The sequence below is a fragment of the Sandaracinus amylolyticus genome, assembly GCF_021631985.1.
GTDB lineage: Bacteria > Myxococcota_A > Polyangia > Polyangiales > Sandaracinaceae > Sandaracinus > Sandaracinus amylolyticus_A.
Window position 1 is genome coordinate 10,172,366 of the sequence record NZ_CP070225.1, and the last position, 20,973, is coordinate 10,193,338.

Consider the following 20,973-nt stretch of genomic DNA (forward strand, 5'->3'; position numbering starts at 1 on the left):
CGCGCGATGTGCCCGTGCACGCCACGAAAACGACGACGCGCGAGACCGTTCCGGTCCCGCGCGTCGTTGCGATCCTCCGGCGTCAGCGCGCGTCCTTCGCGAGGAAGCGCTCCGCGTCCGCGACGTCGTCCTTGCTCCCGATGAAGAGCGGCACGCGCTGGTGCAGCGACGTCGGCTCCACGTCGAGCACGCGCTGGCTCCCCGTCGACGCCGCGCCGCCCGCCGCCTCCGCGATGAACGCCATCGGCGAGCACTCGTAGAGCAGGCGCAGCTTGCCCTCGGGGGCCTTGCGATCCCCGGGGTACGCGAACACGCCGCCGCGCAGCAGCGTGCGGTGGAAGTCCGCGACCAGCGATCCCACGTAGCGCATGCCGTAGGGCTTTCCGCCCGGCGCCTTGTCGCTCTTGAGCGTGTCGATCCACTCGGTCACGCCGGGCGACCACTTGCTGCGGTTGCCCTCGTTGATCGAGTACGTGTTGCCGCGCGTCGGCATCCGCAGGTTCTCGTGCGACAGGAAGAACTCGCCGACCAGCGGGTCGAGCGTGAAGCCGTGCACGCCGTCGCCGGTCGTGTAGACGAGCATCGTGCTCGAGCCGTAGATGATGTAGCCGGCCGCGACCTGCTTGTGCCCCGCCTGCAGGCAGTCCTTGTCGGTGCCGGGGCCGCTCGTGGTGACGCGCCGGTGGATCGAGAAGATCGTCCCGATCGACACGTTCACGTCGATGTTCGAGCTGCCGTCGAGCGGGTCGAACATCAGCACGTACTTGCCCTGCGGGTACTGCGGCGGGACGGGGATCGTCGTCTCGTCCTCCTCGCTCGCCATCACGCAGACGTGGCCGCCCGCTTCCACGCAGCGCACCAGGATCTTGTTGGCGAGCTCGTCGAGCTTCTGCACGGTCTCGCCCTGCACGTTCACCGCGCCGGTCGCGCCGAGCACGTCGGCGAGCCCCGCCTTCGCGACCTTGCTCGCGATGACGCGCCCCGCGAGCGCGATCGCCTGGAAGAGCCCGGTGAAGTCGCCGCTCGCGCCCGGCGTGCGGCGCTGGCGCTCGAGGATGTGCCGGTCGAGCGTCCAGCCGAGCTCGTCACCGCTGCTCGGGCCCACCGATTGATTCGTGCTCATCGCGTGTCTCTTCGCCTTCCTCAAATCCGTCGCCGCGCGGGGCGCGTGCTCGCGGCGTGCTCGGTCGCGCCGAGCGCGTCGTCGTCGTCGACCGCGACCCGGGCGCGCGGGCCGCGGGTCTCGCCGCCCTTGCCGCCGCCGGTGCCCTTCTTCGCGCCGCCGTCGTCGCTGTTGTCGAGCTCGACCAGCGAGCCGTAGACCCCGGCGATCGCCGGCAGGAAGAGCACCGGCAGCGACGTCCACGCGGCGCTCCCGACGCCCGGGAAGGGCAGCTGCACCGCCCCGTAGGTCGACCCCAGCCAGTACAGCAGCGCGCCGATGCCGACGCCGACGAGGCCCTTCAGCAGCGCCTCGATCCACGCGCCTTCGCGCCAGGGCGGCTTGCCCGCGAACACGCCGGTCGTGCCCGACGTGGCCATCGCGAGCAGGTACCCGAGCAGCCCGCCCGAGGTCACGACCCAGTGGAGCCCGTACTGGATGCCGGCTCCGATCGCGGCACCGAGCACGAGCCCCTTCAGCAGGCCGACCACGAGCCGCTTGAGCATGCGGCGAGGGTAATCGCCACATGTCCAGCGGCAAGCGAACCGTTCACCGTACCGAGTGCGAGAGCGCGCCCGGCTGGCCGGTCGTCACCTGCAGCTGCCCGACCGATTGCTGCACGCAGCGCTCGCTGTCCGTGCCCTGAAAGGGCGGATCGAGCGAGAGCCGCACCATCCCGTCGCGGCCCCACTGCGCGCGCACCATCGCGCTCTCTCCGCCGGGCACGCACGCGCGGATCGCGCTCCGGCGCGCGTCGAGCTGGCCGCGGATCGCCTGGTCGACCGCGGGGTCCGCGCGCTGCGGCACCACGACGACCGGGCTCTCCGGGGTCGACGGCGTGGGCGCGGTCACCCGGCCCGGCGGGGGCGTCGCCTGCACGACGCGGCCGGTGGCGCCCGCAGGCGGCGTCGTCATCGCCCACTCGCACTGCGACGTGTCGCACGCGAGCTGGTACTGCGCGCTGCGCCCGCAGCCCGACACCTCACGCACGTTCTCGGTCGGTGCGGACACCACGAGGCGCTCGAGCGGGCACACCATCTCGTTCGCCGCGCGCATGTTCACCGGCATGATCGGCTGCCACTCGGCGTAACGCGCGCCCTGCACCAGCGCGTACTCGCGCACCACGCCGCAGCCCATCGTGGAGAACACACGATCCGAGACCTGGCGGATCCCGATCTCGCGCGCAGGGCACGAGGTGTGGCGCGATGCGACGGCCTGCAGGTTCTCGAGCCGTCGTGCGGTCGCGACCGGGGCGGGCGGCGGGTAGCCCGACGACGAGCTGGTGCATCCCGCGACGGCGCTCGCGAACGCGAGGGCCACGAGCATCGATTGCTTCGTACGCATGGCGTGATGCAGAGCATCACGCGCGCCAGCAGTTCAGCTGGAGTGCTCGCTGGCGGAGGGCCCGCACGGGAGCGTGCGGAGCACGCGGATGGGAGGGCCCGGAGCCGGCGAGCCGATGTTTGGACTCAGAGCATCAGCTGGAGTGCTCGCTGGCGGAGGGCCCGCACGGGAGCGTGCGGAGCACGCGGATGGGAGGGCCCGGAGCCGGCGAGCCGATGTTTGGACTCAGAGCATCCGCCGGAGTGCTCGCTGGCGGAGGGCCCGCACGGGAGCGTGCGGAGCACGCGGATGGGAGGGCCCGGAGCCGGCGAGCCGATTTTTGACTCAGAGCATGACGAGGCCGCGACGCGCCGCGATCACCACCGCCTCGGTGCGCGTGCCCGCGCCGAGCTTCACCAGGATGCCGTTCACGTGGAACTTCGCGGTGTGCTCGCTGATGCCGAGACGGCGCGCGATGCGGCGGTTCGAGAACCCGCCCGCGAGCAGCTCGAGCACCTCGTGCTCACGCGACGTGAGCTGCACCGGGGGCCCGTCGTCGCCCGTCGGCGGCGGAGGGCCGAGCGCGAAGTCGAGCACCGTCAGGCCGGTCGCGACCGCGCTGAGCGCGGCCACGAGACGAGGCCCGTCGGGACGGCGCATGACCGCGCCACGCGCGCCGCGCGCGAGGGCCGCGCGCGCCTGGGGCTCGCCCTCCGCGAGCACGACGCTCGGGATGTCGAGATCGGCGACCGGCTGGAGGCCGGCGTCGAGCCGTGCGCGCGACTGGCGATCCCCCCCGTCGGGGCTGATCGCGCCGGGATCGAGCAATGCGACGTGCGCGTCCTCGGCGCGCTCCACCACGCGCACCGCAGTTTCCTTGGCGAGGCTGGCAGCGAGCGCTTCGCGTACCAGGGGATCGTCCGCGACCACCAGCACACGGAGCGCTTCGCCAGGGTTGGGCCGCCGGATCTTCGAATTGGCCGACACAGTTCCAGAACCTGCGGCTGGACGCCCTGGTGTCAACGGTAGGACGTCTCGTGGACGCCCCTCCCCGAGCAGCCGGGCACGTGCTGCCTCGTGGGGCGATGCGCCGCACCTGCTCCCACGAGCACCCTCGGTCGCGTGGTGGCTCTCGTATTCCCGAGCCGCCGAGGAGAGTGCGTGATGAGTGGTTCGATGCTGGAGCTCGGCGACTCGCTCGCCGTCGCGGTGGAGCGTGCGTCGGCGTCGGTGGTGCAGGTGGTGTCCCCACGGCGCGCGAGCGGTACGGTGTGGAGCGACGACCTCGTGGTCACCGCGGCCCACGTGGTGCGCTCCGATGACGCGCGGGTGCGCCTGCACGACGGCACCGAGCGCGCGGCGCAGGTGATCGGTGGCGACCCCGCGACCGACGTCGCGGTGCTGCGCGTCGATGGTGGTGGGCTCACGCCGATCACGTTCGCGGACGCGAGCGCGGTGAAGGTCGGTCACCTCACGCTCGCGCTCGGTCGTCCGGGGCGCAGCGTGCGCGCGAGCCTGCGCATGATCGGGGTGATGGGGAGCGACGTGCCGACGCGCGCGGGCGCGCGCCTGGTGCGCTGGATCGAGAGCGATCGCGCCCTGCCCGCGGGGTTCTCGGGCGGGCCGCTCGTCGACGTGACGGGCGCGGCGATCGGGATGAGCACCGACGGGCTGGTGCGCGGCGCGGACCTCGCGCTGCCGAAGGAAGAGCTGGCGCGCGTGGTCGACGAGATCACGGCGCACGGCCAGGTGCGTCGGGGCTGGCTCGGGGTGGCGGTGCACCCGGTGCGCCTGCCCGACGCGGTCGGCGCGGAGGTCCAGCAGCGCAGCGGCGCGCTCATCGTCGCGGTCGAGCCGAAGAGCCCGGCGGACGTCGCGGGGCTGGTGCTCGGCGACGTGATCTGGGCGATCGACGGCGCGAAGGTGCGAGGGCCCGAGGATCTGATCGGGGCGCTGCGCAGCCGCGTGGATCAGTCGCTGCGGGTGAGCATCGTGCGCAGCGGCAGGCTCGAGGATCGCACGGTGACGACGGTCGCGCGCGCGGCGTGATCGGGGGCGAGGCCGTGCACGTGCACGAGCAGGTGCACGTGCACGTGACGATGCGGCGGGGCTGGTAGGCTCTCGGCGTGGACGAAGGGCTCGAAGGAACGACGCTCGGGCGGTATCGCGTCGGGCGTCTCCTCGGATCGGGCGGGATGGGGGCGGTGCACGCGGGGGTGCAGGAGCCGCTGGGACGTCCCGTCGCGATCAAGGTGCTGCGCCCCGAGATCTCGCGGAACGCCGACATCGTCGCGCGCTTCAAGCGCGAGGCCGAGCTCGCGGCCTCGCTCTCGCATCCCAACATCGCGCAGGTCACGGACTTCGGGGTCCACGAGGGACGCGCGTTCCTCGTGATGGATCTGCTCGAGGGCGAGTCGCTCGCCGATCTGCTCGCACGCGAAGGGCGGCTCTCCGAGGGGCGCGTGCAGCGGATCGCGATGCAGGTGCTGAGCGCGCTCGCGGTCGCGCACGAGCGGGGGATCGTGCACCGCGATCTGAAGCCCGAGAACGTCTTCGTGCAGCGCGTGAGCGGGATGGAGCTCGTGAAGCTGCTCGACTTCGGCATCGCGCGGATGCTCGACGAGGATCACTCGATGACGCGCACCGGCGCGGTGCTCGGCACGCCCGCGTACATGAGCCCGGAGCAGGCGCGGGGGCGGCGCGTCGACGCGCGCAGCGACGTGTGGTCGATCGGCGCGGTGATGTACCAGATGCTCGCGGGGCGCCGGCCCTTCGAGAAGGACAACTACCACGAGCTCATGTTCGCGGTGGTCGAGGAGACGCCGGCGTCGCTGCGCGAGATCGATCCCGCGACGTCGCTCGGGCTCGCGTCGGTGATCGAGCGCGCGATGAACAAGACGCCCGAGGCGCGCTTCGCGAGCGCGCGCGAGATGGCGGATGCGATCTCGAGCATCACCGGGCTGCGCGAGGAGATCGCGCGCGGCGTCGCGCCGGTGACGCGGGTGAGCGAGAGCGCGACGCCCCGCGACGTGTCGGCGGGCGCGTTCGCGGCGACGATGGCGTCGACGGGGTCCGGGTCCGGGCCGGCTGGGGGAACGGGAGCTGGGCAGGGGCCGGGCGCGGCGCGGGGACGAGCGCGACTCGGGTGGATCGCGGTGCCGGTGATCGCGGGGGTGATGGGGATGGGGGCGTGGGCGCTCGCCGGGCGCGGTGAAGGCGCTCCTGCGACGACGGCGGTGACGACCAGCGCGAGCGCGCCGGTCGAGGTCGCGCCGCCGATGATGCCGATCGCGCCGAGTGAGGCTGCGGTCGAGCCCGCAGCCGAGGTCGAGCCCGCTGCCGAGGTCGAGCCCGCCGCCGAGGTCGAGCCCGAGCCCGCCGTCGTCGCGCCTCGCGCTCCGGCTGCGCCGCGCGAGATCACCGCGACGTGCGGAGGCTCCGAGGTGCAGCTCATGGTCGTCGGGCGTCGCGAGCGCGTCTGGGCCTCGAGCGCCGCGGCGATCGAGGGGGTGCCAGCGGGCACGATCACCCAGCTGCGCGATCTCGTGAACGGGCGCGCTGCCGCGATGAGCGCGTGTTATCGCGGGCACGCGCTGCTGCAGGGTCAGTGGTACACGCTGGCGGTCGGCGCCGACGGACGGGTGCAGCGCGTCGAGCCCTTCGTGTTCTGCCCGATCGATCCGCCGGTCGTGAGCTGCATGGAGCGCGCGCTCGTGGGGACCGAGCTGCTGCCGAGCGACGGCGGCTATTCGTTCAAGGTCGGAGTCGGCGTCTCGCGGTGAGTCCCTACCGGAGTGCTCGTCCCGCCGGTCCCGGACGGGAGCGCGCGAAGCGCGCGGACGGTAGGGACCGGCGGGCGAGCCGATTTTCGAGCCTCAGCGGGAGTGCTCGTCCCGCCGGTCCCGGACGGGAGCGCGCGAAGCGCGCGGACGGTAGGGACCGGCGGGCGAGCCGATTTCGACCAGCCCTCGCGCCTCAATACAACACCGTGATCGGCTCGAGGTTCAGCCCCGCGGGCGACGAGTAGCTCGTGAAGCTCCCGAGGCCGTACGCGATCAGCCCGAACGGCTCGGTGCTCGAGATGGCGTGCGTGCCGCCCGCGAGCGGGATCACCGCGATCTCGCGCCCGCCCACCGTCGCGAACGTCGCGCTCACCGCCGCGCCGTCGAGCGTCAGCGCCACGCCCGGCTGCCGCACCACGAGCAGGTGGTTCTGCCCGTTCGTCCCCGCGTTGTACGAGCTCGGCAGGATGAACGTGTAGTCCTCGCGGTACTGCTCCGCGGGCACCAGCACCGTCACGTCGGGATCGCCACGTCGCTGCGCGGGATCGGTCGCGTACTGACCGCGCAGGTACTGCGCGACCATGATCGCGCTCGTCCCGGTGATCTCGAACGGGCTCGTCACGTCGAGCTCGAGGAACTCACCCGCGCGCAGCGCACCGCCGCTCACGCCGCTCTGCGCCGGGCTCACCGTGACCGTCGTGTCCTCGTACGCGATCACCCGCAGCACGTTGGTGCCGGCGATGCTCCCGTCGCCCATCGGCGCGCCGACGAACGCGCGGCCCCAGCTCTGGATCGGCGGCAGCTGCTCCTCGAGGTGATCACACGCCTCGGCGCTCGTCGGCACGTACGCGCACGCGTGACCGCCGAACACCGCGACCGGACGATCCGCGGTGATCCGCGTGCCCGTGAGGTCGTACTCCTGCTCGCGGCAGGTCTCCATCACGTCGCAGATCTCGCCGATGGGCGTGCTCTCGCACTCGCGGTTCTCGACGTAGCCGGGACGACCGGGCTCGCACTCGGGCGGGACCGCCGCCGCGATGTGCACGACCTCGCCCTGCTGCAGCGTGAGCACGAACGAGCCGCCGGTCGGCGTCGCGGGGAAGCGGCCGCTCGCCTCCGCCGCGACCGCGCCGCGCGTCGAGACCTGCACCCGCGTCGGCTCGGGCGACACGCCCACCACCGCGACGTAGCCGGGATAGCGCAGCGAGCTGCCGTCGACGGTGCGGCTCAGCGGGTAGTACGCGAGCCCGACGTAGTCGCCGGTGAGCACGTGCGTCGGATAGAGCAGCGTCGCGTCGTTGGTGAACGAATTCGCCTCGCCGCTCGAGTACTCGAACGGATTGAACTGCATCGCGATCACCGGCAGGTCGCTCGTCATCCGGTACGCGCCGCCGGCGACCGTGATCGAGCGCCAGGTGTTCGCGGGCATCCCGTCGAGGCTCTGCCCGGGGATCCACGGCAGCGGGATCTCCGCGAGCCCGTGCGCCTCGATGCTGCCCGCGTAGGCCTCGGTGCCGTTGCGCGTGATGCGCACGCTCGCCGCGGTGTCGTTGGGGTTCGCCACGACCACGCGGAAGTCGAAGCGGCTCCCGTCGAGCGCGGGGTTCGCGAGGGGCGCGGGCCAGTACTCGCAGCCCACGTTGCTGCGCGTCTGCTCGGCCTCGGCGCACGCGTCGCCGCAGTAGCCGTTGCCGCCGCAGCTCGAGCCCCACTCGCTGCAGTCGCGACCGCTGAGCCACGAGCGACCGTCGGTCGCGCAGACCATCGACACCGTGCCCTCGCAGCGGCGCGATCCCGGCACGCAGAGCACGCACCCGAGACCGGGCGCGCAGACGTCGCACGCGACCTCGTTCGTGCGCGACATCCCGTCGTCCCCGCAGACGAACGAGGTGTTGCCCGCGCACGCGATGCGACCGGGCGTGCAGCGCAGCCCTCCGTCGATGCCCGGCGTGACCTGTCCGTCGGCGAGCGGTCCCGCGTCGCGCGATGGACGCCCTCCGGGCCCGTCGTCGGTGCACGACGGGAGCAGCAGCAGCGCGAGGCACGTCGTGGCGAGGAGCAGATCGAGGCGCATGCGATCGATGCTATCGACGCCGGCGCGCGCGCCGAGAGGGGACGTGTGAGCGGGCGCGTGACTTGGCCGGAGTTGACAGTCCGCGCGCGGCCGACGAACGTCGCTGCGCTCGAAAGGGGGATCGACAATGGCGAAGAAGAAGAGCCCGAGGATCGCGCGCCCAGCGGCCGCGCCCGACGAGGTCGCGGCGGCGTATCACCGCACCGAGAAGGACATCGAAGCGCTCCCGAAGGATCAGGTGGGGCGCGTGAACGCCGACGTCCCGACCGCGGTCTCGCTCGCGCTCGGCGCGCTGCCCGCGATCGAGTCGCTGCGCGGCGCGCTGGAGGCCGCGCTGAAGCACCCGCCGCTCGCGGAGATCGCGCGCCTCCAGGATCGCGCGCTCGCCGCGCTCTACGCGCACCTGCACCACGCGCCGAAGGTCACGGTGAACGAGGCCGACCTCGAGGAGGCGCGCGTGCAGCGCGAGCGCCTGCTCGCGTCGGCCGACGCGCACGTCGCGCACGGCCAGCTCGACCGGGACGCGATCGCCGCGGTGCGCGAGGGTCAGGGGCATCTCGATCGCGCCAACGATCTCATCGCGCTCGCCGCGCTGTTCCGCGGCGTGTGGAGCGAGCTCGAGGGCCACACCCAGGTCACCGAGGCCCAGCTCGATCGCGCCACGATCCTCGGCACCACGCTCGTCGCCGCGCTCGGCGCGAAGGAGCTCGGCACCGGACCCGCGACCGGCGGCACGAGCTGGAGCGACCGCCGCAATCGCGCGTTCCGCCTCCTGATGAACGACTACGACGAGATCCGCTGGGCCGTCGAGTACGTGCGGCGCCACGAGGAGGACGCCGCGAGCTACGCGCCGCCGCTCTACCTCAACCAGCGCTCACGCCCGCGCAAGCCCGACGAGACCGACGCGCAGCGCGAGGAGGGCGGCGGCAGTCTGGTCGGCAACGGCTGACCCGCGCGCTCGCACGAACGAGCCCTCCGCGGCCCCTCGACTCGCGCCTCGGCGAGATCGGAGCCCCGGAGGGCTCGTCGTGTCTTCGCGGCGCGAAAGGGGCGAGGGCTCGAGGGCTCGTCGATCGGCGCGCGGCGCGATCGAGAGGGCTCGAGGGCTCGTCGACCGGCGCGCGGCGCGATCGAGAGGGCTCGAGGGCTCGGTGATCGGCGCACCGCGACGTCGAGAGGGCTCGAGGGCCCGGAAATCGGCGCACCGCGACATCGAGAGGGCTCGAGGGCTCGGCGATCGGCGCGCGGCGCGATCGAGAGGGCCCGAGGGCTCGGCGATCGGCGCGCCACGCGATCGACTCACCCGCCGTGGTGGCGCGTCCTCATCCACCCCGGTCGGGATCTCCGAGCGGGGCCCAGACCTGCGGCCAGCGCTCGGCGATGATGGCAGCGCCGGGCTGGCTCGATACGGTGGAGACCCGCCCGAGCGCCGGGAAGTGCCCGTCCGCGAGGCGGCGCGCGACCGGCTCGTCGGCCTCGATGAACGTCAGCATCGCGAGGCGCGGCCCGAGCACGCGCTCGAGGTCGAGGGCCGCGCCGAGCGCGCCCACCGTGAGCGTCGTCAGCTGCGGCACGAGCGGCGCCAGGACCTCGGCGTCCTCGAGGCGGAAGCCGCGCAGCTCGAGCCGTCGCAGCCGGCCGGCGAACGGCGAGCGCGCGAGCGCCGCCACGCTGTCCGGCGAGAGCCACAGCGCGAGGATCAGCTCCTCGACGGCGGCGAGCGCCGGATCGGCGGCCAGCGCGCGCACGACGCCGTCGCCGTCGAAGCTCGAATCGATCTCGAGGCGGCGCACGGGCGGAAGCGGCGGGAGCCGGTCGCAGTGCACGAGGCGCAGCGACTCGAGCGGCGGGAACGAGGGCAGCGCGGCCGGCGGGCGGACGATCGCGAGCTCGGCGAGATCGGCGAGCCGCGCGCACGCCGCGAGGCCGGCCTCGTCGGGGCGGAGGACGCGCAGCGACAGGCGCCGTCGCCCGCTCAGGTGCGCGCAGACCGCTGCGACGTCGCCGGACACGTTGAGGCCGAGCGCGGCGACGCTCGGCGGCACGAGCGGCAGGACGGCGAGCGGCTCGTCGGTCGAGAAGTGGAAGCTCGTGAGGCGCGGCGCGTGCGCGAAGAGCGCGGGCAGCGCCTCGGGGTCCACGTCCTCGTAGAAGAAGTCGATGGTGCGCGCGCGGAGGAGGAGCGGGCTCCCGAGGAGCGCGTCGGGTGCGCGCGCGTCGAACACGTCGATCGCGACGATCGGGTGGCGCGCGAGCTCGGCATCGGCGAGCGCGACCTCGTCGATGGTGGCCCGCCAGTAGAAGCCCCGCCGCAGCCACGCGACGCGCCGTGCGCGGGGCGCGAGCCAGCGCTCGGGGTGCGCGGCCACGAGCCGGTCCTGCGCCGCGAGGAGCGCGCCGAAGCCGTCGTCGCCCGGGCGCAGGCGCGCGAGCTGGAGCTGCAGCCGGATGAGCTCGCCGTGGGGATCGCCGGCCTCGATCAGCCGATCGGCGTACACGGCGCGCGGCTCGTCGGCGCCGGGATCGTCGACGATCGCGCGTAACAGCTCGTCCATCGCGCCCATCGTTCCGAACAACCACCGCCCGATCAACGCGCAGCCGCTCGCGTTCGCAGCGCTCGCCACCATCAGGGCGAGGCGCGAAGCGCGAGCCCGTCCCAATCGTCCGCGATGCCCGAAGGGCGAGCCGGTCCGCGTGACGAGCGAGGTCGCGAAGCGCCCTCGCTCGTCACGCTCTCGCCCCCCCCACAGCGAGCGCCGTTCTCTCCCCGTGCGGCCGAAGCCTCACCAGCGGGGCGCGGGGCAGGGTCTCGCGCGCAGTTCCGCAGCGCCATCCAGCCTCCGCGCGCCCTCCGAATGCGAGTCAGCGCGGAGCGCCGAAGGCGCCCCGCGCTGACGAGAACCACCTCTCCAGTCACCTCACGCGCAGCAGGTCGGATCGCGAGGATTGTCCGAGCACGAGACCCTGCCCCGCGCCCCTCACCGAAGCCTCACCCCGCGCGGAGATCCGCGTCACTAGAACTGACAGGTCCCATCCCGGCAGATCAGCGCGCCATAACAATCCAGAGGATTGGCGCAGCTCTCCCCCTCACGACGATACGCACAGCGACCCTCGAGACACTGCATCTCACCGCAGCAGTCGTCGTCGAGCTCGCAGCGATTGCCGCCCGAGATGCAGCACGTGTTGCCGCCGCCGACGCTCTCCGCACCGCACTGCAGCGGATAGCAGCACTCACTGCGGCTCCCGCACGACTCCGCCTCTCGCGTGCAGCTCGAGACGTCGCGGCACGCGCCCGCGATGCATGCCAGTCCGTCGCAGCACTCCGAGTCGTTCAGACAGAGCTGATTGACCGGCGCGCACGCGCAGTGGCCCGCGACGCACAACATCGATCCACAGCAGTCCGAGTGACGCGCACAGTTGTCCTCGCGGGGATGACAGCACTCGCGCGATCCGTCGCCCGAGGTGCCGCACTCGAGGCCCTCGCAGCAGTCATCCGTCGTCTCGCACATCGAGTTGAGCGGCTGGCCTCCGCCGGTGCACATCCCGCCGTCGCCCATCGAGACGCCGCCGTCGTTCGCCGGCATCTCACCGCACGACGCGTTCTCGTGCATCTCGCCCATGCACTCGGTCTCCTCGGTGCAGAGCCAGCTGCCGTCCGAGCACCGGTACCACGCGCACGACTGCGCGCCGCAGCCCGGATACGAGACCTGCACGCACTCGCCGTCCTCGACGGTGCGGCGCAGCGTCGACGAGTTGCACGCGCGCGGCGCGCCCGAGACGCGCACGCTGAGCGTGCCCTCGCGACCGAAGTGCGAGCCGCCCACGCGCGCCATGCGCCAGCGCCCGGTGTGCAGGCCTTCGGTCTCGGGCACCGTCACGTCGACGCGCAGCTCGACGGTGCGGCCCGGCTCCACCATCGTGCCCGCGGGCAGCATCACCTCGCGCGGCGTGCCGAACGCACCGCCGGCGTGGCGCATCACGTAGCCCTCGGAGGTCCAGGTCGTGGTGCCGGTGTTGCGCCACGTGAACGTCTGGGTGACGCGCGTGCCCGCGCTGCCGCGCACCTCGCCGGAGTGCGTCGCGCGGGTCACGACCGCGTCGTCGCGCTCCATCGCGGTGCACGAGCGCATCGGCGCGCCGCCCATCCACAGGGTCTCGGCCTGGCTCGAGCACGCGCCGCCCCAGGGATCGAGCGTCGTCGCGCTCGACGCGAAGTAGGTCGACACGTCGCGCACGTTGGCGCGCACCTCGAAGTGCAGGTGCGGGCCGCTCGAGCGACCGCTGTTGCCGCTGTTGCCGAGGAGGTCACCGCACTCGACGCGCGCGCCGTTGCGCACCTGGCCGCCGCCCGGGCTGAAGTGCGCGTAGAGCGTCGCGTAGCCGCCGTCGTGCAGCACGATGACGTGGTTGCCGAAGCCGCCGCCGCAGGTGCTCGACATCGAGCCGTTCGCGGGGCAGCCGGTGGTCGAGCGGATGACGGTGCCCGCCGCCGCCGCGTGGACCGGCGTGCCGACCGCGACGCCGAAGTCGGTGCCGCGATGGTTCGCGCGGGTGAGCGTGGTGCAGTCGTAGCGCGCCCAGCCGGTGCCGCGGCGGTTGCTCACGTGCGACGTGATGCGCGGCGACTCGATCGGCGACGCGAGCCATCCCCCGCCCGCCGGCGGCGGCATCATCGGCTCCTCGCCGTACCAGAAGTCGTGGCCGAACTCGCGATAGAGCGTGCGCGCCGCGGTGTCGTACTTCGGGTAGCGGTTCGACCAGCAGCGACCGCTCTCGGGGCAGCCGTTCCAGTAGCGCACGAGGGTGCGGATCCACGAGTCCCAGCGCGCGTCGTCGATGCGGATCGCGTTGATCGCGTCGAGCGCCTGTTGGCGCGTGGTGATGCCGTCGAGGTACCGCGACGCGATCGTCTTCTGGATGATCCGCTCGATCGCGACCTGGGTGTTGCCCTGCAGCGTGAGCACGCGATCGCCGTGCGCCGCGACGGTCTGGGTCTCGGTGCCGTCGTCGATCTGGAACATGCCGAGGCCGCCCTGATTGACCGAGCAGGGTCCGTCACCGCCGCCCGAGATCACCGCGCGTCCACCGCAGTCCGCGGTGCCCGGTCCGGGGCACGCGGGGAACTCGCTCGCGCAGTGCGAGAGGTACGTCTCCTCCTCGGCGAGCATCGCGACCAGCAGGCCGTTGGTGATGCCCGCGGCGCGCGCGGTGTCGCGGATCAGCGTCGCGCGCTCGCGGCGCACCGCCGCGCTCACGTTCGACTCGAGGACCGCGACCTCTTCGGCTGGGGCGCACGACGCGATCGCGACGCACGCCAATGCGAATGCGAGATGGCGCGTCACGGCGTACCTCCCGCCGGGTAACGAGCCGCGCAGCTCGCGCTGCCGCTCGGCTGGAGCGCGAGCACCGAGCCGTCGCTCGCGGTGCGGGGCCACGCGCCGGGACCGACCTCGCTCGCCTCGCGGCTCGCGGGATCGAAGCGCCAGATGCGCGTCGTGCCGTCCTCCTCGTCGACGCCGTAGAAGACCGCGCCCTCGCTCCACGCGAGCTGACGATCCGCGACCGGCACGAAGCCGGGGCCGACCTCGTCGCGACCGACGTTCGTGAGCTGCACCGGATCGCTGCCCGGCGTGATGCGCCAGAAGCTCGCGAGGCCGGTCGAGGTCGAGACGAAGAGCACGTCGCGCGAGCCCGGGATCGGGCGGGGCGTGGACGCGGTCTCGTCGTCGACGAGCACGGTGCGCGCGCTCTCGTCGAGCGACTGGGTCGCGATCACGGTGGGCACGCCGAAGTCCCAGGCGTCGACGCCGTCGGGCAGGCCGACCCACACCACGCGTGCGCCGTCGTCGCTGACCCAGGGGTCCGAGGCCCAGGTGGCGAGCTCGCGCTCGACGGTGCGATCGGCGCCGAGCACGACGAGCCGCTCGTCGGCGAGCAGCGCGACGAGGCGCCCGCCGCTCGCGGGCAGCACGCGTCGTGGCGCGAGCTCGAGATCGATCTGGGTGATCGCGCCGGTCGCGGCGGAGAGCCCACCGTTGCAGGTGATCTCGTCCTCACCGCTGCTCGCGCAGAGCGTGAGCACGTCGCCCACCCACGTCGCGAGATCGTCTCGCTGCGCGACGGCGCAGTACGCGTCGAGCTCGGCGTCGGCCGAGGGTGTGGGCGCCGGCGTGCCGCCATCGCCATCGCCGCCGCAAGCGCTCGCGACGAGCGCGAGCGGGAGCATCCATGAACGTCGGATCCTCATGTCTCGTACCTCGAGGAGTCTCGTTTTCCGTTGTCGCAAGCGGGGTTGGGGCCCCGCGCGCAGTGTTCAGGGAGGGGGGGACCCGATCCGGCTTCGCCGGTCGGGGGGAGGGGTCTTCCAAGACCCCTCCCGCAAACTAGAGGCAGTTCTCGTCGACGACGTCGTCGCAGTCGTCGTCGAGGCCGTCGCACGCTTCGTCGCGCGCGACGCAGGCAGGCGCGTCGCAGCCCACGGCCGCGCGCACCCGGGTGATCTCTCCTGCGCGCAGCTGCTCGCAGGCCGCACCGTTCAGCGCGATCGCGCCGCTGCCCGCGTCGTACGAGAAGCCCTCGTCGGGATCGGCCGAGAGCTCCTCGTCGTCGATCCACACCCGCAGCCGCTCGGGATCGGGCGCGCCCTCGCCGATCAGCTCGAGCACGCAGTCGCTGCGCGCGTCGACGATCTCGACGAACGCGTCCTCGAGCGCGCTCGCGCTCGTGGCCTCGACGTAGCGGGTGCTGATCGCCTGGAGCGCCGGATCGGGCGAGAGCGCGATGACCGCGACCTCGATGCCGAGCTCGCCGAGCGACCCGACCTGGGCCGCGAGCGACTCGCCCGTCGCGCCGCAGCTCGGCGCGCCCGCCGCGACGACGAGCACGAGCGGGCGCTCGGTCGTGAACGGGTCGGCGTCGATCAGCGTCGCGAGCGCGCCTTCGATCGGCAGCTCCGCCGCACCGGCGCTGCACACCGCGAAGGGATCGACGGTGCCCTCGCGATCGAGCTCGCTCGCGATCATCTCGCGCGCGCCCGGGCCCGGCGCGACCCGCAGCACCGGCGCCTCGCACGAGGTCGGATCGTCGGGCGCGAGCACGAGGCCCCACGACGCGCCGCCGCGCGACAGCCGCGCCTCGATCGCCGCGATCGTCGCGCCCCAGCGCCCCGCGGGATCGCTCGGCCCGCTCGCCTCGCTGCCGTCGAAGCGCGCCCGCATCGCGCAACCACGGTCGAGCACCAGCACGACCTCGGGCTGCCGGCGCGCGACCGCGTAGCGCGCCTCGCACACGTCGGGCTGGGCATCGGCGCGCGTGCCGGCGTCGGATCGCGGGCTCGGCTCGGTCGTCTCGCAGGCGGTGGCGAGCAGGAGGGCGGCGAGCGGAACGGCACGGCAACGCATCGGCCCGAAACATTTCAGCAATCGACGCGCCACCACCGATGTGTCCGAAACCGCGATGAATTCACGGTCAGCGCACATCTGCGCTGAGGTCGTGAGTCCCCGGGGTGGGCACGAGCGCGCAGGTGCTGGGGACCGCAGCCCGCAAGCGGGCGAGGACCCGCGCGCAGCTCGGGGGGAACACTCAGGTCTGCGGCGGTGTGGGCTCGTCTGCGCTGGTGATGCGCCAGAGCAGCACGAGCGCGATCACCCCGGCGAGGGTCGTCGCGACGAGGAGCCCCGGCGGCAGGTGCGCCTCGCTCTCCGCGACGTTGAACCCGGGCACCGCGATCACTTCCTCGGGCAGCAGGATCGGCAGCGCGTTGAACGCACCGTGGAACGCGATGCAGGGGAGCACCGATCCGGTGCGCAGCGCGATCGCGCCGAGCACCAGACCGGCGATCATCGCGTAGGTCGCGGCGAACGGCTCGACGTGGAACACGCCGAAGAGCACCGACGTGAGCACGAGCGCGCCGATGCGCCCGAGCCGTGGGGTGAGCGCGGGGAGCAGGAGCCCGCGGAAGAGCAGCTCCTCGGTGCCCGCGGCGACCACGATGACGGTGAACGGCACGGTGATCGCGCGCAGCGGGCCGTCGATCCGCGTCATCTCCTCGACGCGCCGCACCGCCTCCTCGTCGAGCGCCAGCCCCGGGACCATGTCCGAGAGGACCGTCATCAGCTCCACGAGAGGGAAGTGCAGCGAGAGACCCGCGATCATCGCGAGCAGCGCGACGGGCGCGCGCACCGGCACGATGCGCAGCGCCTCGCGCAGCGATCGATCGCCGTACGCGACGCGCACGCCGAAGAGGATCACCGTGCCGAGCGCGATCAGCTGCGCGAGGCCGGGCCCGAAGGGCTCGCTCGTGACCTGCGCGACGCCCTCGTCGAGCGAGACGCCGTGCACCGCGGCGCGGATCGCCGCCCCGACCAGGACACCTCCGTAGAGGAGCCCGAGCCCGAGCACCAGGAGCGCGACGGTCTGCGCGATCGAGAGCTGCCCGCGCGGTGCCCGCATGACGAGACGCACTCCATGACACGCGACCTCGCCCCGCGCATCGCAGTGCCGTGCTCGGACGCGCGGGATAGACTGCCCGCGATCCGCATGAAGCAGACAGTCACGATCGCATGCGCGCTCGCGGTGACCGCGCTCCTCCACGCGTGTGGTGGCCCTTCGGGGCCCGGCTCGCGGACCGCGCTCGATGTACGCGTGGATGACGAGACCTACGCGGACGCGCGTCGGCTCTATCTCGTGCTCGCCGACGACGACGAGCGGCGCGAGGAGACGCGCCAGCGCCTGCTCGAGTACCTCGCGTCGCGCACCGACGCGCTGGTGGCCGAGGGCGAGTACGACCCGATGGTCTCGCACTTCGCGGAGATGACGTCGCTGCTCGCGCCGCGCGATCTCGTGGAGGGCCAGCGGGTCTCGGAGCTGATCGCGCCGGTCGCGCGGTGGATCGTGGAGCACGGATCGCGTCGGGGTGACGAGCCGCGCGTGCTCGCGGCGCTCCTGATCCTCGCGCGCATCGAGCCCGCGGACGCGTCGCACGCGCAGGAGTCCGCGCGGGTGGCGGAGTGGGGGCGCGAGGCGCGCTGGGGGCGCGAGCCGCGTCCGAGCCCGGACTTCTTCGATCTCGCGCCCGAGCTGATCGCGGTGTGGGAGGAGCACGCGCGCCTCTCGCCCTCGCCGGACGTGCTCGCGCGGCTCGCCGATCTCTACGTGCAGATGCGCGACATCGTGCTCGGGCAGTCGCTCCAGGAGGGCTTCGAGCCGGGCGAGCGCATCACGATGCCCGAGCTGCGCATGGCGCAGATGCTCGCGGAGCGCATCCCGCTCGACGTCGCGGCGGTGTACCTGCGGGTCGGCGATCTCGAGGGCGCGGCGCGTCGGGTCGGAGAGCTCGGCGATCGCGGCGGGATCGAGTGGCGGCTGCGGCGGCTGATCGAAGAGGCGGCGCAGGCGAACGAGGACGGCGCGGAGGCGCTCGGCGAGCTCGCCGGCGGGTTCGAGCGCGCGCGCCCCGACGTGTCGCTCGCGCTGTGCCGGGTGGGGCATCGACTGCACCCGCAGGACGCGCGCTTCCCGCTCTGCCTCGCGCGGCTGCACGTGGAGCTGGGTCAGCCCTCGGACGCGACGGCGTGGTACGCGGACGCGATCCGTCTCGCGCCGGCGGAGCGCGAGGTCTACGACGAGGCGCTCGGCCGGCTCGCGCAGATGATCGAGGCCGGGCTCTTCTCGGCGGACGAGAGCGACATCGGTCGGGTGCGCACGATCGGCCGCCACGCCGAGGAGATCCTCGCGCAGCGCGAGGCGCGCTGGCCGACGGAGCAGGCGACGGTGTCGCGCGCGGCGCTGCACTACCACCTCGGTCGCGCGGAGCTGCAGGCCGGTCAGGTGAACGAAGCGGCGCGGCACTTCGAGCGGAGCCTCGAGGCGCAGCGCACGCGCGAGGCGCTGCTCGAGCTCGCGACGCTGCGCGCGCGCACCGGCGACGCGGCGGGCGCGGTGGCGCTCTACCAGGAAGCGCTCGATCGGCTCGCGCAGCAGGGCCCGGAGGCGATGCTGCAGCGCGCGATGCTGCTCGAGCACCTCGGCGACGCGCTGCGCGCGAGCGGGCGCGCGGACGAGGCGCAGCGCGCGTACTCGCAGGCGCTCGAGCTGATGACGCCGCTCGCGGGCCAGGGCGACGAGGAGCGCCAGGCGCTGACGCGCGTGCGGCTCGGCGTGCTGCAGCGTCGGGTGGGGCAGGGCGAGCGCGCGGGCGACGAGTTCCGCGCGGCGCTCGAGACCGCGCCGAGCTGGCGCGAGCCGTACACCGAGATCCTCGCGCACCTCGTGGTCACCGAGCCGGCGCCGGAGCTCGCGGAGGAAGTGTTCCGTCGCGCGACGACCGGGCTCGCGCTCGAGCACGAGTGGCGCGTGTACTACGCGCTCTGGGTGCAGACCGTCGCGGGGCGCGCGTCGCAGCCGCTCTCCGACGACGTGGTGCGCACGCTGAGCGGCGAATCGGAGGAGCCGGGGTGGCACGGTCGGCTCGCGGCGTTCGCGGCGGGCACGCTCGACTACGACCAGCTGATCCAGGCGGCGCAGAACCCGGGTCAGCGCTGCGAGGCGCACTTCTACGCGGGCACGCGCAAGCTCGCGCAGGGCGACACCGCGGGGGCGCGCGAGCAGTTCCGCGCGGCGATGGAGACCGGCATGGTCGGCTACTTCGAGTACGCGATGGCGCAGGAGCTCCTGGCGAGCCTCGGCACGAGCGAGCGGGCGATGGAGGGCGAGAGCCGCGCACGGTAACTGCGTTGTCGGGAGGGGTCTTGGAAGACCCCTCCCCCCGACCGGCGGAGCCGGATCGGGTCCCCCCGCCCTGAACACTGCGCGCGGGGCCCCATCCCCGCTTGCCCGTGGTCGGTCGCCGGCTCTCGAGCGGTAACTCGCGTGCGGGGCGTGGCCTCGATAGGCTCGCTCGGATGGCGGTGACGCTCGAGGATCTCAAGGCGACGCTCGAGGACGCGACGCGCGACCTCGCGGACGTGTCGGTGCGCAAGGCGTTCGGGTCGTTCGGGCTCTTCGTGGGCGACTCGATCTTCGCGCTCGCGTGGAAGCGCGAGCTGCGCATCGGCGTGAAGCTGCCCGACGAGGTGTCGTTCGCGTCGCTGATGGGCACCGAGGGCGCGAGCGCGTGGGCGCCCCACAAGAGCCCGATGCGGGGCTGGGTGCTGGTGCCCGAGCCGTGGCACGACGACATGACGAAGCTGCGCCCGTGGGTGCGTCGTGCCTACGAGCAGGTGCTGCGGATGCACGCCGAGGACGAGGTGCCCTCGATGGGCGAGCGCGCCCCCGCGAAGGTGCGCGCGACGAAGACGAAGAAGAAGGACGAGTCCGCGATCGCGACGCTGCACGACGGCGCCACCCGCGCCCATCGCGTCGAGAAGCCGGGCACGAAGACCGCGGCCGCGCCGGTGCGCGCGAAGAAGAGCGCGAAGAAGAAGGGTTAGGGCGATCGCGTCCGCGAGCGGAGCGCTGTGAGGGGCGCTCGGCTCAGTCGAAGCGATACCCCACGCGCGCCGACGCGCCGACCACGAACGCGCCCGGTCCGTTGGTGATCACGCCGAGCTCGGGGAGCGTCGCCTCGATCTGGAGCTGACGCACCGGGGCCCAGCTCGCGACCGCGCCCACGCGCGCCAGGAAGCCCGCGTCCTGCGCGCCCGTGAACGTGAAGCTCGCGCCGATCTCGAGGAGCGGCCCGATCCGGATCGGCTCGACGAACGGCGAGAACTGCCAGCTCGCGCCGAGCACGATGTCGATCGCGCCGACCGCACCGAGCACCACGTCGAGGCCACCACGCAGCTCGAGCCCGTCGGTGCCCGGGAAGAAGCGACCGAGCCGCGCCTGGATCGTCCCGATCCCGCCGCCCCCGCGATCGCCGCCGAACGCAGCGAGGTACCCGCCGCCTCCGCCGACCAACACGAGCCACTCGCCGTCGCGGCCGTACCAGAGCCGCGCGTCCCACGCCTCGCGCTCGCGCGCCGCGCGCTCTTCCTCGGCGCGCGCAGCCTCGTCCGCGGCACGCTGGCGCTCTTCCTCGGCGCGCCGTGCTTCCTCTTCCTCGCGCGCGCGTCGCTCCGCCTCTTCGGCGTCTGCCGCCGCGCGTGCTTCTTCTTCGCGGCGACGTCGCTCCGCGGCCTCGGCCTCGGGATCGACGATGCCCCCGGTCAGCCGCACCGCGTCCTCGCCCAGCCCCTCGGGCCGCAGCATCGCGCCGAGCACGTCGCGCAGGCGCGCCTCTTCTTCGCTCGCGAGGACCGTCACCACGAGCTCTTCGACGCGCTGGGTGGGCTGGTACCCGACCACGAGGTGGAGCCGGTACTGACCGCGCAGCGGCTCGACCTCGGCGACGACGACGTAGGTCGCGCCCGATGCGGTCGCGATCCCACCGAGCTCCGCTGCGGTCGAAGGGCGCGTCCCGTCGCGCAGCCCGCCGGGCGGGGTGATCACCTCGTGACCGAGCGCCCGGATCACGTCGCCGATGCGATCCTCGATCTCCTCGAGCCGATCCTCGTCGGCGCGACCACCGACCGGATAGAGCACGACGCGATCGGCGCGCGCGACGGAAGACCACGCGAGGAGCGTCACCGTGAACAGCGCGAGGGACGCGAGGCGAGAACCTGGTTTCACGCTCTCTCCGGTTCTGGAAGCGA

Annotated in this window: 16 protein-coding genes; 5 read left to right on the forward strand and 11 right to left on the reverse strand. The window is 73.2% G+C overall.

What is annotated here, in order from left to right; all coding sequences use genetic code 11:
* Positions 1-82: 82 nt before the first annotated feature.
* The 4 genes from fbp to I5071_RS43345 all read right to left on the reverse strand — a co-directional run bounded on the left by fbp (position 83) and on the right by I5071_RS43345 (position 3,352).
* Positions 83-1,123 carry a class 1 fructose-bisphosphatase gene (fbp, locus tag I5071_RS43330; RefSeq protein ID WP_236519276.1) on the reverse strand — a complete coding sequence of 347 codons (1,041 nt, stop codon included), beginning with the start codon at positions 1,121-1,123 and terminating at the stop codon, positions 83-85.
* 20 nt (positions 1,124-1,143) lie between these two features.
* Positions 1,144-1,668 carry a hypothetical protein gene (locus I5071_RS43335; protein ID WP_236519277.1) on the reverse strand — a complete coding sequence of 175 codons (525 nt, stop codon included), beginning with the start codon at positions 1,666-1,668 and terminating at the stop codon, positions 1,144-1,146.
* A gap of 43 nt (positions 1,669-1,711) precedes the next feature.
* Entirely contained in the window at positions 1,712-2,506 is a 795-nt protein-coding gene (locus I5071_RS43340; protein ID WP_236519278.1) for a hypothetical protein, read from the reverse strand.
* A 324-nt stretch (positions 2,507-2,830) separates the two neighbouring features.
* On the reverse strand, positions 2,831-3,352 hold the full coding sequence (locus I5071_RS43345; RefSeq protein ID WP_236519279.1) for a helix-turn-helix transcriptional regulator: 522 nt from the start codon (positions 3,350-3,352) through the stop codon (positions 2,831-2,833).
* A gap of 297 nt (positions 3,353-3,649) precedes the next feature.
* Between I5071_RS43345 and I5071_RS43350 the strand changes: the two genes are divergently transcribed.
* Both I5071_RS43350 and I5071_RS43355 read left to right on the forward strand, forming a co-directional pair.
* Positions 3,650-4,534, forward strand: coding sequence for a S1C family serine protease (locus tag I5071_RS43350; protein WP_236519280.1), 885 nt, complete (start codon positions 3,650-3,652; stop codon positions 4,532-4,534).
* A gap of 77 nt (positions 4,535-4,611) precedes the next feature.
* Positions 4,612-6,267 carry a serine/threonine-protein kinase gene (locus I5071_RS43355; RefSeq protein WP_236519281.1) on the forward strand — a complete coding sequence of 552 codons (1,656 nt, stop codon included), beginning with the start codon at positions 4,612-4,614 and terminating at the stop codon, positions 6,265-6,267.
* A gap of 193 nt (positions 6,268-6,460) precedes the next feature.
* On the opposite strand, the gene I5071_RS43360 is transcribed toward I5071_RS43355, so the two are convergent.
* The gene (locus I5071_RS43360) at positions 6,461-8,341 is read right to left on the reverse strand and encodes an IgGFc-binding protein (RefSeq protein ID WP_236519282.1); all 1,881 of its coding nucleotides are present in this window, start codon (positions 8,339-8,341) and stop codon (positions 6,461-6,463) included.
* Between the two features lie 127 nt (positions 8,342-8,468).
* On the opposite strand from I5071_RS43360, the gene I5071_RS43365 reads away from it, so the two are divergent.
* Positions 8,469-9,290 (forward strand): hypothetical protein, encoded by an 822-nt coding sequence (locus I5071_RS43365; RefSeq protein ID WP_236519283.1) that lies wholly within the window; start codon positions 8,469-8,471, stop codon positions 9,288-9,290.
* Between the two features lie 373 nt (positions 9,291-9,663).
* Here the strand turns inward: I5071_RS43365 and I5071_RS43370 are convergent, their stop codons facing one another.
* The 5 genes from I5071_RS43370 to I5071_RS43390 all read right to left on the reverse strand — a co-directional run bounded on the left by I5071_RS43370 (position 9,664) and on the right by I5071_RS43390 (position 16,792).
* Complete coding sequence (locus I5071_RS43370; protein ID WP_236519284.1) at positions 9,664-10,905, reverse strand: TIGR02996 domain-containing protein; 1,242 nt, start codon at positions 10,903-10,905, stop codon at positions 9,664-9,666.
* Between the two features lie 450 nt (positions 10,906-11,355).
* Positions 11,356-13,683 (reverse strand): peptidoglycan DD-metalloendopeptidase family protein, encoded by a 2,328-nt coding sequence (locus I5071_RS43375; RefSeq protein WP_236519285.1) that lies wholly within the window; start codon positions 13,681-13,683, stop codon positions 11,356-11,358.
* Positions 13,680-14,588, reverse strand: coding sequence for a hypothetical protein (locus tag I5071_RS43380; RefSeq protein WP_236519286.1), 909 nt, complete (start codon positions 14,586-14,588; stop codon positions 13,680-13,682). The genes I5071_RS43375 and I5071_RS43380 overlap by 4 nt, the downstream gene beginning before the upstream one ends.
* A 136-nt stretch (positions 14,589-14,724) precedes the next feature.
* Positions 14,725-15,741, reverse strand: coding sequence for a hypothetical protein (locus I5071_RS43385; RefSeq protein ID WP_236519287.1), 1,017 nt, complete (start codon positions 15,739-15,741; stop codon positions 14,725-14,727).
* Between the two features lie 181 nt (positions 15,742-15,922).
* Complete coding sequence (locus tag I5071_RS43390; RefSeq protein ID WP_236519288.1) at positions 15,923-16,792, reverse strand: CPBP family intramembrane glutamic endopeptidase; 870 nt, start codon at positions 16,790-16,792, stop codon at positions 15,923-15,925.
* Positions 16,793-16,879: 87 nt separating this feature from the next.
* Between I5071_RS43390 and I5071_RS43395 the strand changes: the two genes are divergently transcribed.
* Positions 16,880-19,069, forward strand: coding sequence for a tetratricopeptide repeat protein (locus I5071_RS43395; protein ID WP_236519289.1), 2,190 nt, complete (start codon positions 16,880-16,882; stop codon positions 19,067-19,069).
* Positions 19,070-19,242: 173 nt separating this feature from the next.
* On the forward strand, positions 19,243-19,770 hold the full coding sequence (locus tag I5071_RS43400) for a TfoX/Sxy family protein (RefSeq protein WP_236519290.1): 528 nt from the start codon (positions 19,243-19,245) through the stop codon (positions 19,768-19,770).
* A gap of 43 nt (positions 19,771-19,813) precedes the next feature.
* On the opposite strand, the gene I5071_RS43405 is transcribed toward I5071_RS43400, so the two are convergent.
* Positions 19,814-20,950: a hypothetical protein gene (locus tag I5071_RS43405; protein ID WP_236519291.1), complete on the reverse strand. Its 1,137-nt coding sequence runs from the start codon at positions 20,948-20,950 to the stop codon at positions 19,814-19,816.
* Positions 20,951-20,973 lie beyond the last annotated feature (23 nt).

What these genes read in the sequence shown, in the direction of transcription:
- fbp (WP_236519276.1), bottom strand. Translation starts at nt 1,123, where the DNA reads ATGAGCACGAATCAATCGGTGGGCCCGAGCAGCGGTGACGAGCTCGGC.
- I5071_RS43370 (WP_236519284.1), bottom strand. Translation starts at nt 10,905, where the DNA reads ATGGGCGCGATGGACGAGCTGTTACGCGCGATCGTCGACGATCCCGGC.
- I5071_RS43365 (WP_236519283.1), top strand. Translation starts at nt 8,469, where the DNA reads ATGGCGAAGAAGAAGAGCCCGAGGATCGCGCGCCCAGCGGCCGCGCCC.
- I5071_RS43335 (WP_236519277.1), bottom strand. Translation starts at nt 1,668, where the DNA reads ATGCTCAAGCGGCTCGTGGTCGGCCTGCTGAAGGGGCTCGTGCTCGGT.
- I5071_RS43395 (WP_236519289.1), top strand. Translation starts at nt 16,880, where the DNA reads ATGAAGCAGACAGTCACGATCGCATGCGCGCTCGCGGTGACCGCGCTC.
- I5071_RS43360 (WP_236519282.1), bottom strand. Translation starts at nt 8,341, where the DNA reads ATGCGCCTCGATCTGCTCCTCGCCACGACGTGCCTCGCGCTGCTGCTG.
- I5071_RS43385 (WP_236519287.1), bottom strand. Translation starts at nt 15,741, where the DNA reads ATGCGTTGCCGTGCCGTTCCGCTCGCCGCCCTCCTGCTCGCCACCGCC.
- I5071_RS43380 (WP_236519286.1), bottom strand. Translation starts at nt 14,588, where the DNA reads ATGAGGATCCGACGTTCATGGATGCTCCCGCTCGCGCTCGTCGCGAGC.
- I5071_RS43340 (WP_236519278.1), bottom strand. Translation starts at nt 2,506, where the DNA reads ATGCGTACGAAGCAATCGATGCTCGTGGCCCTCGCGTTCGCGAGCGCC.
- I5071_RS43350 (WP_236519280.1), top strand. Translation starts at nt 3,650, where the DNA reads ATGAGTGGTTCGATGCTGGAGCTCGGCGACTCGCTCGCCGTCGCGGTG.
- I5071_RS43390 (WP_236519288.1), bottom strand. Translation starts at nt 16,792, where the DNA reads ATGCGGGCACCGCGCGGGCAGCTCTCGATCGCGCAGACCGTCGCGCTC.
- I5071_RS43400 (WP_236519290.1), top strand. Translation starts at nt 19,243, where the DNA reads ATGGCGGTGACGCTCGAGGATCTCAAGGCGACGCTCGAGGACGCGACG.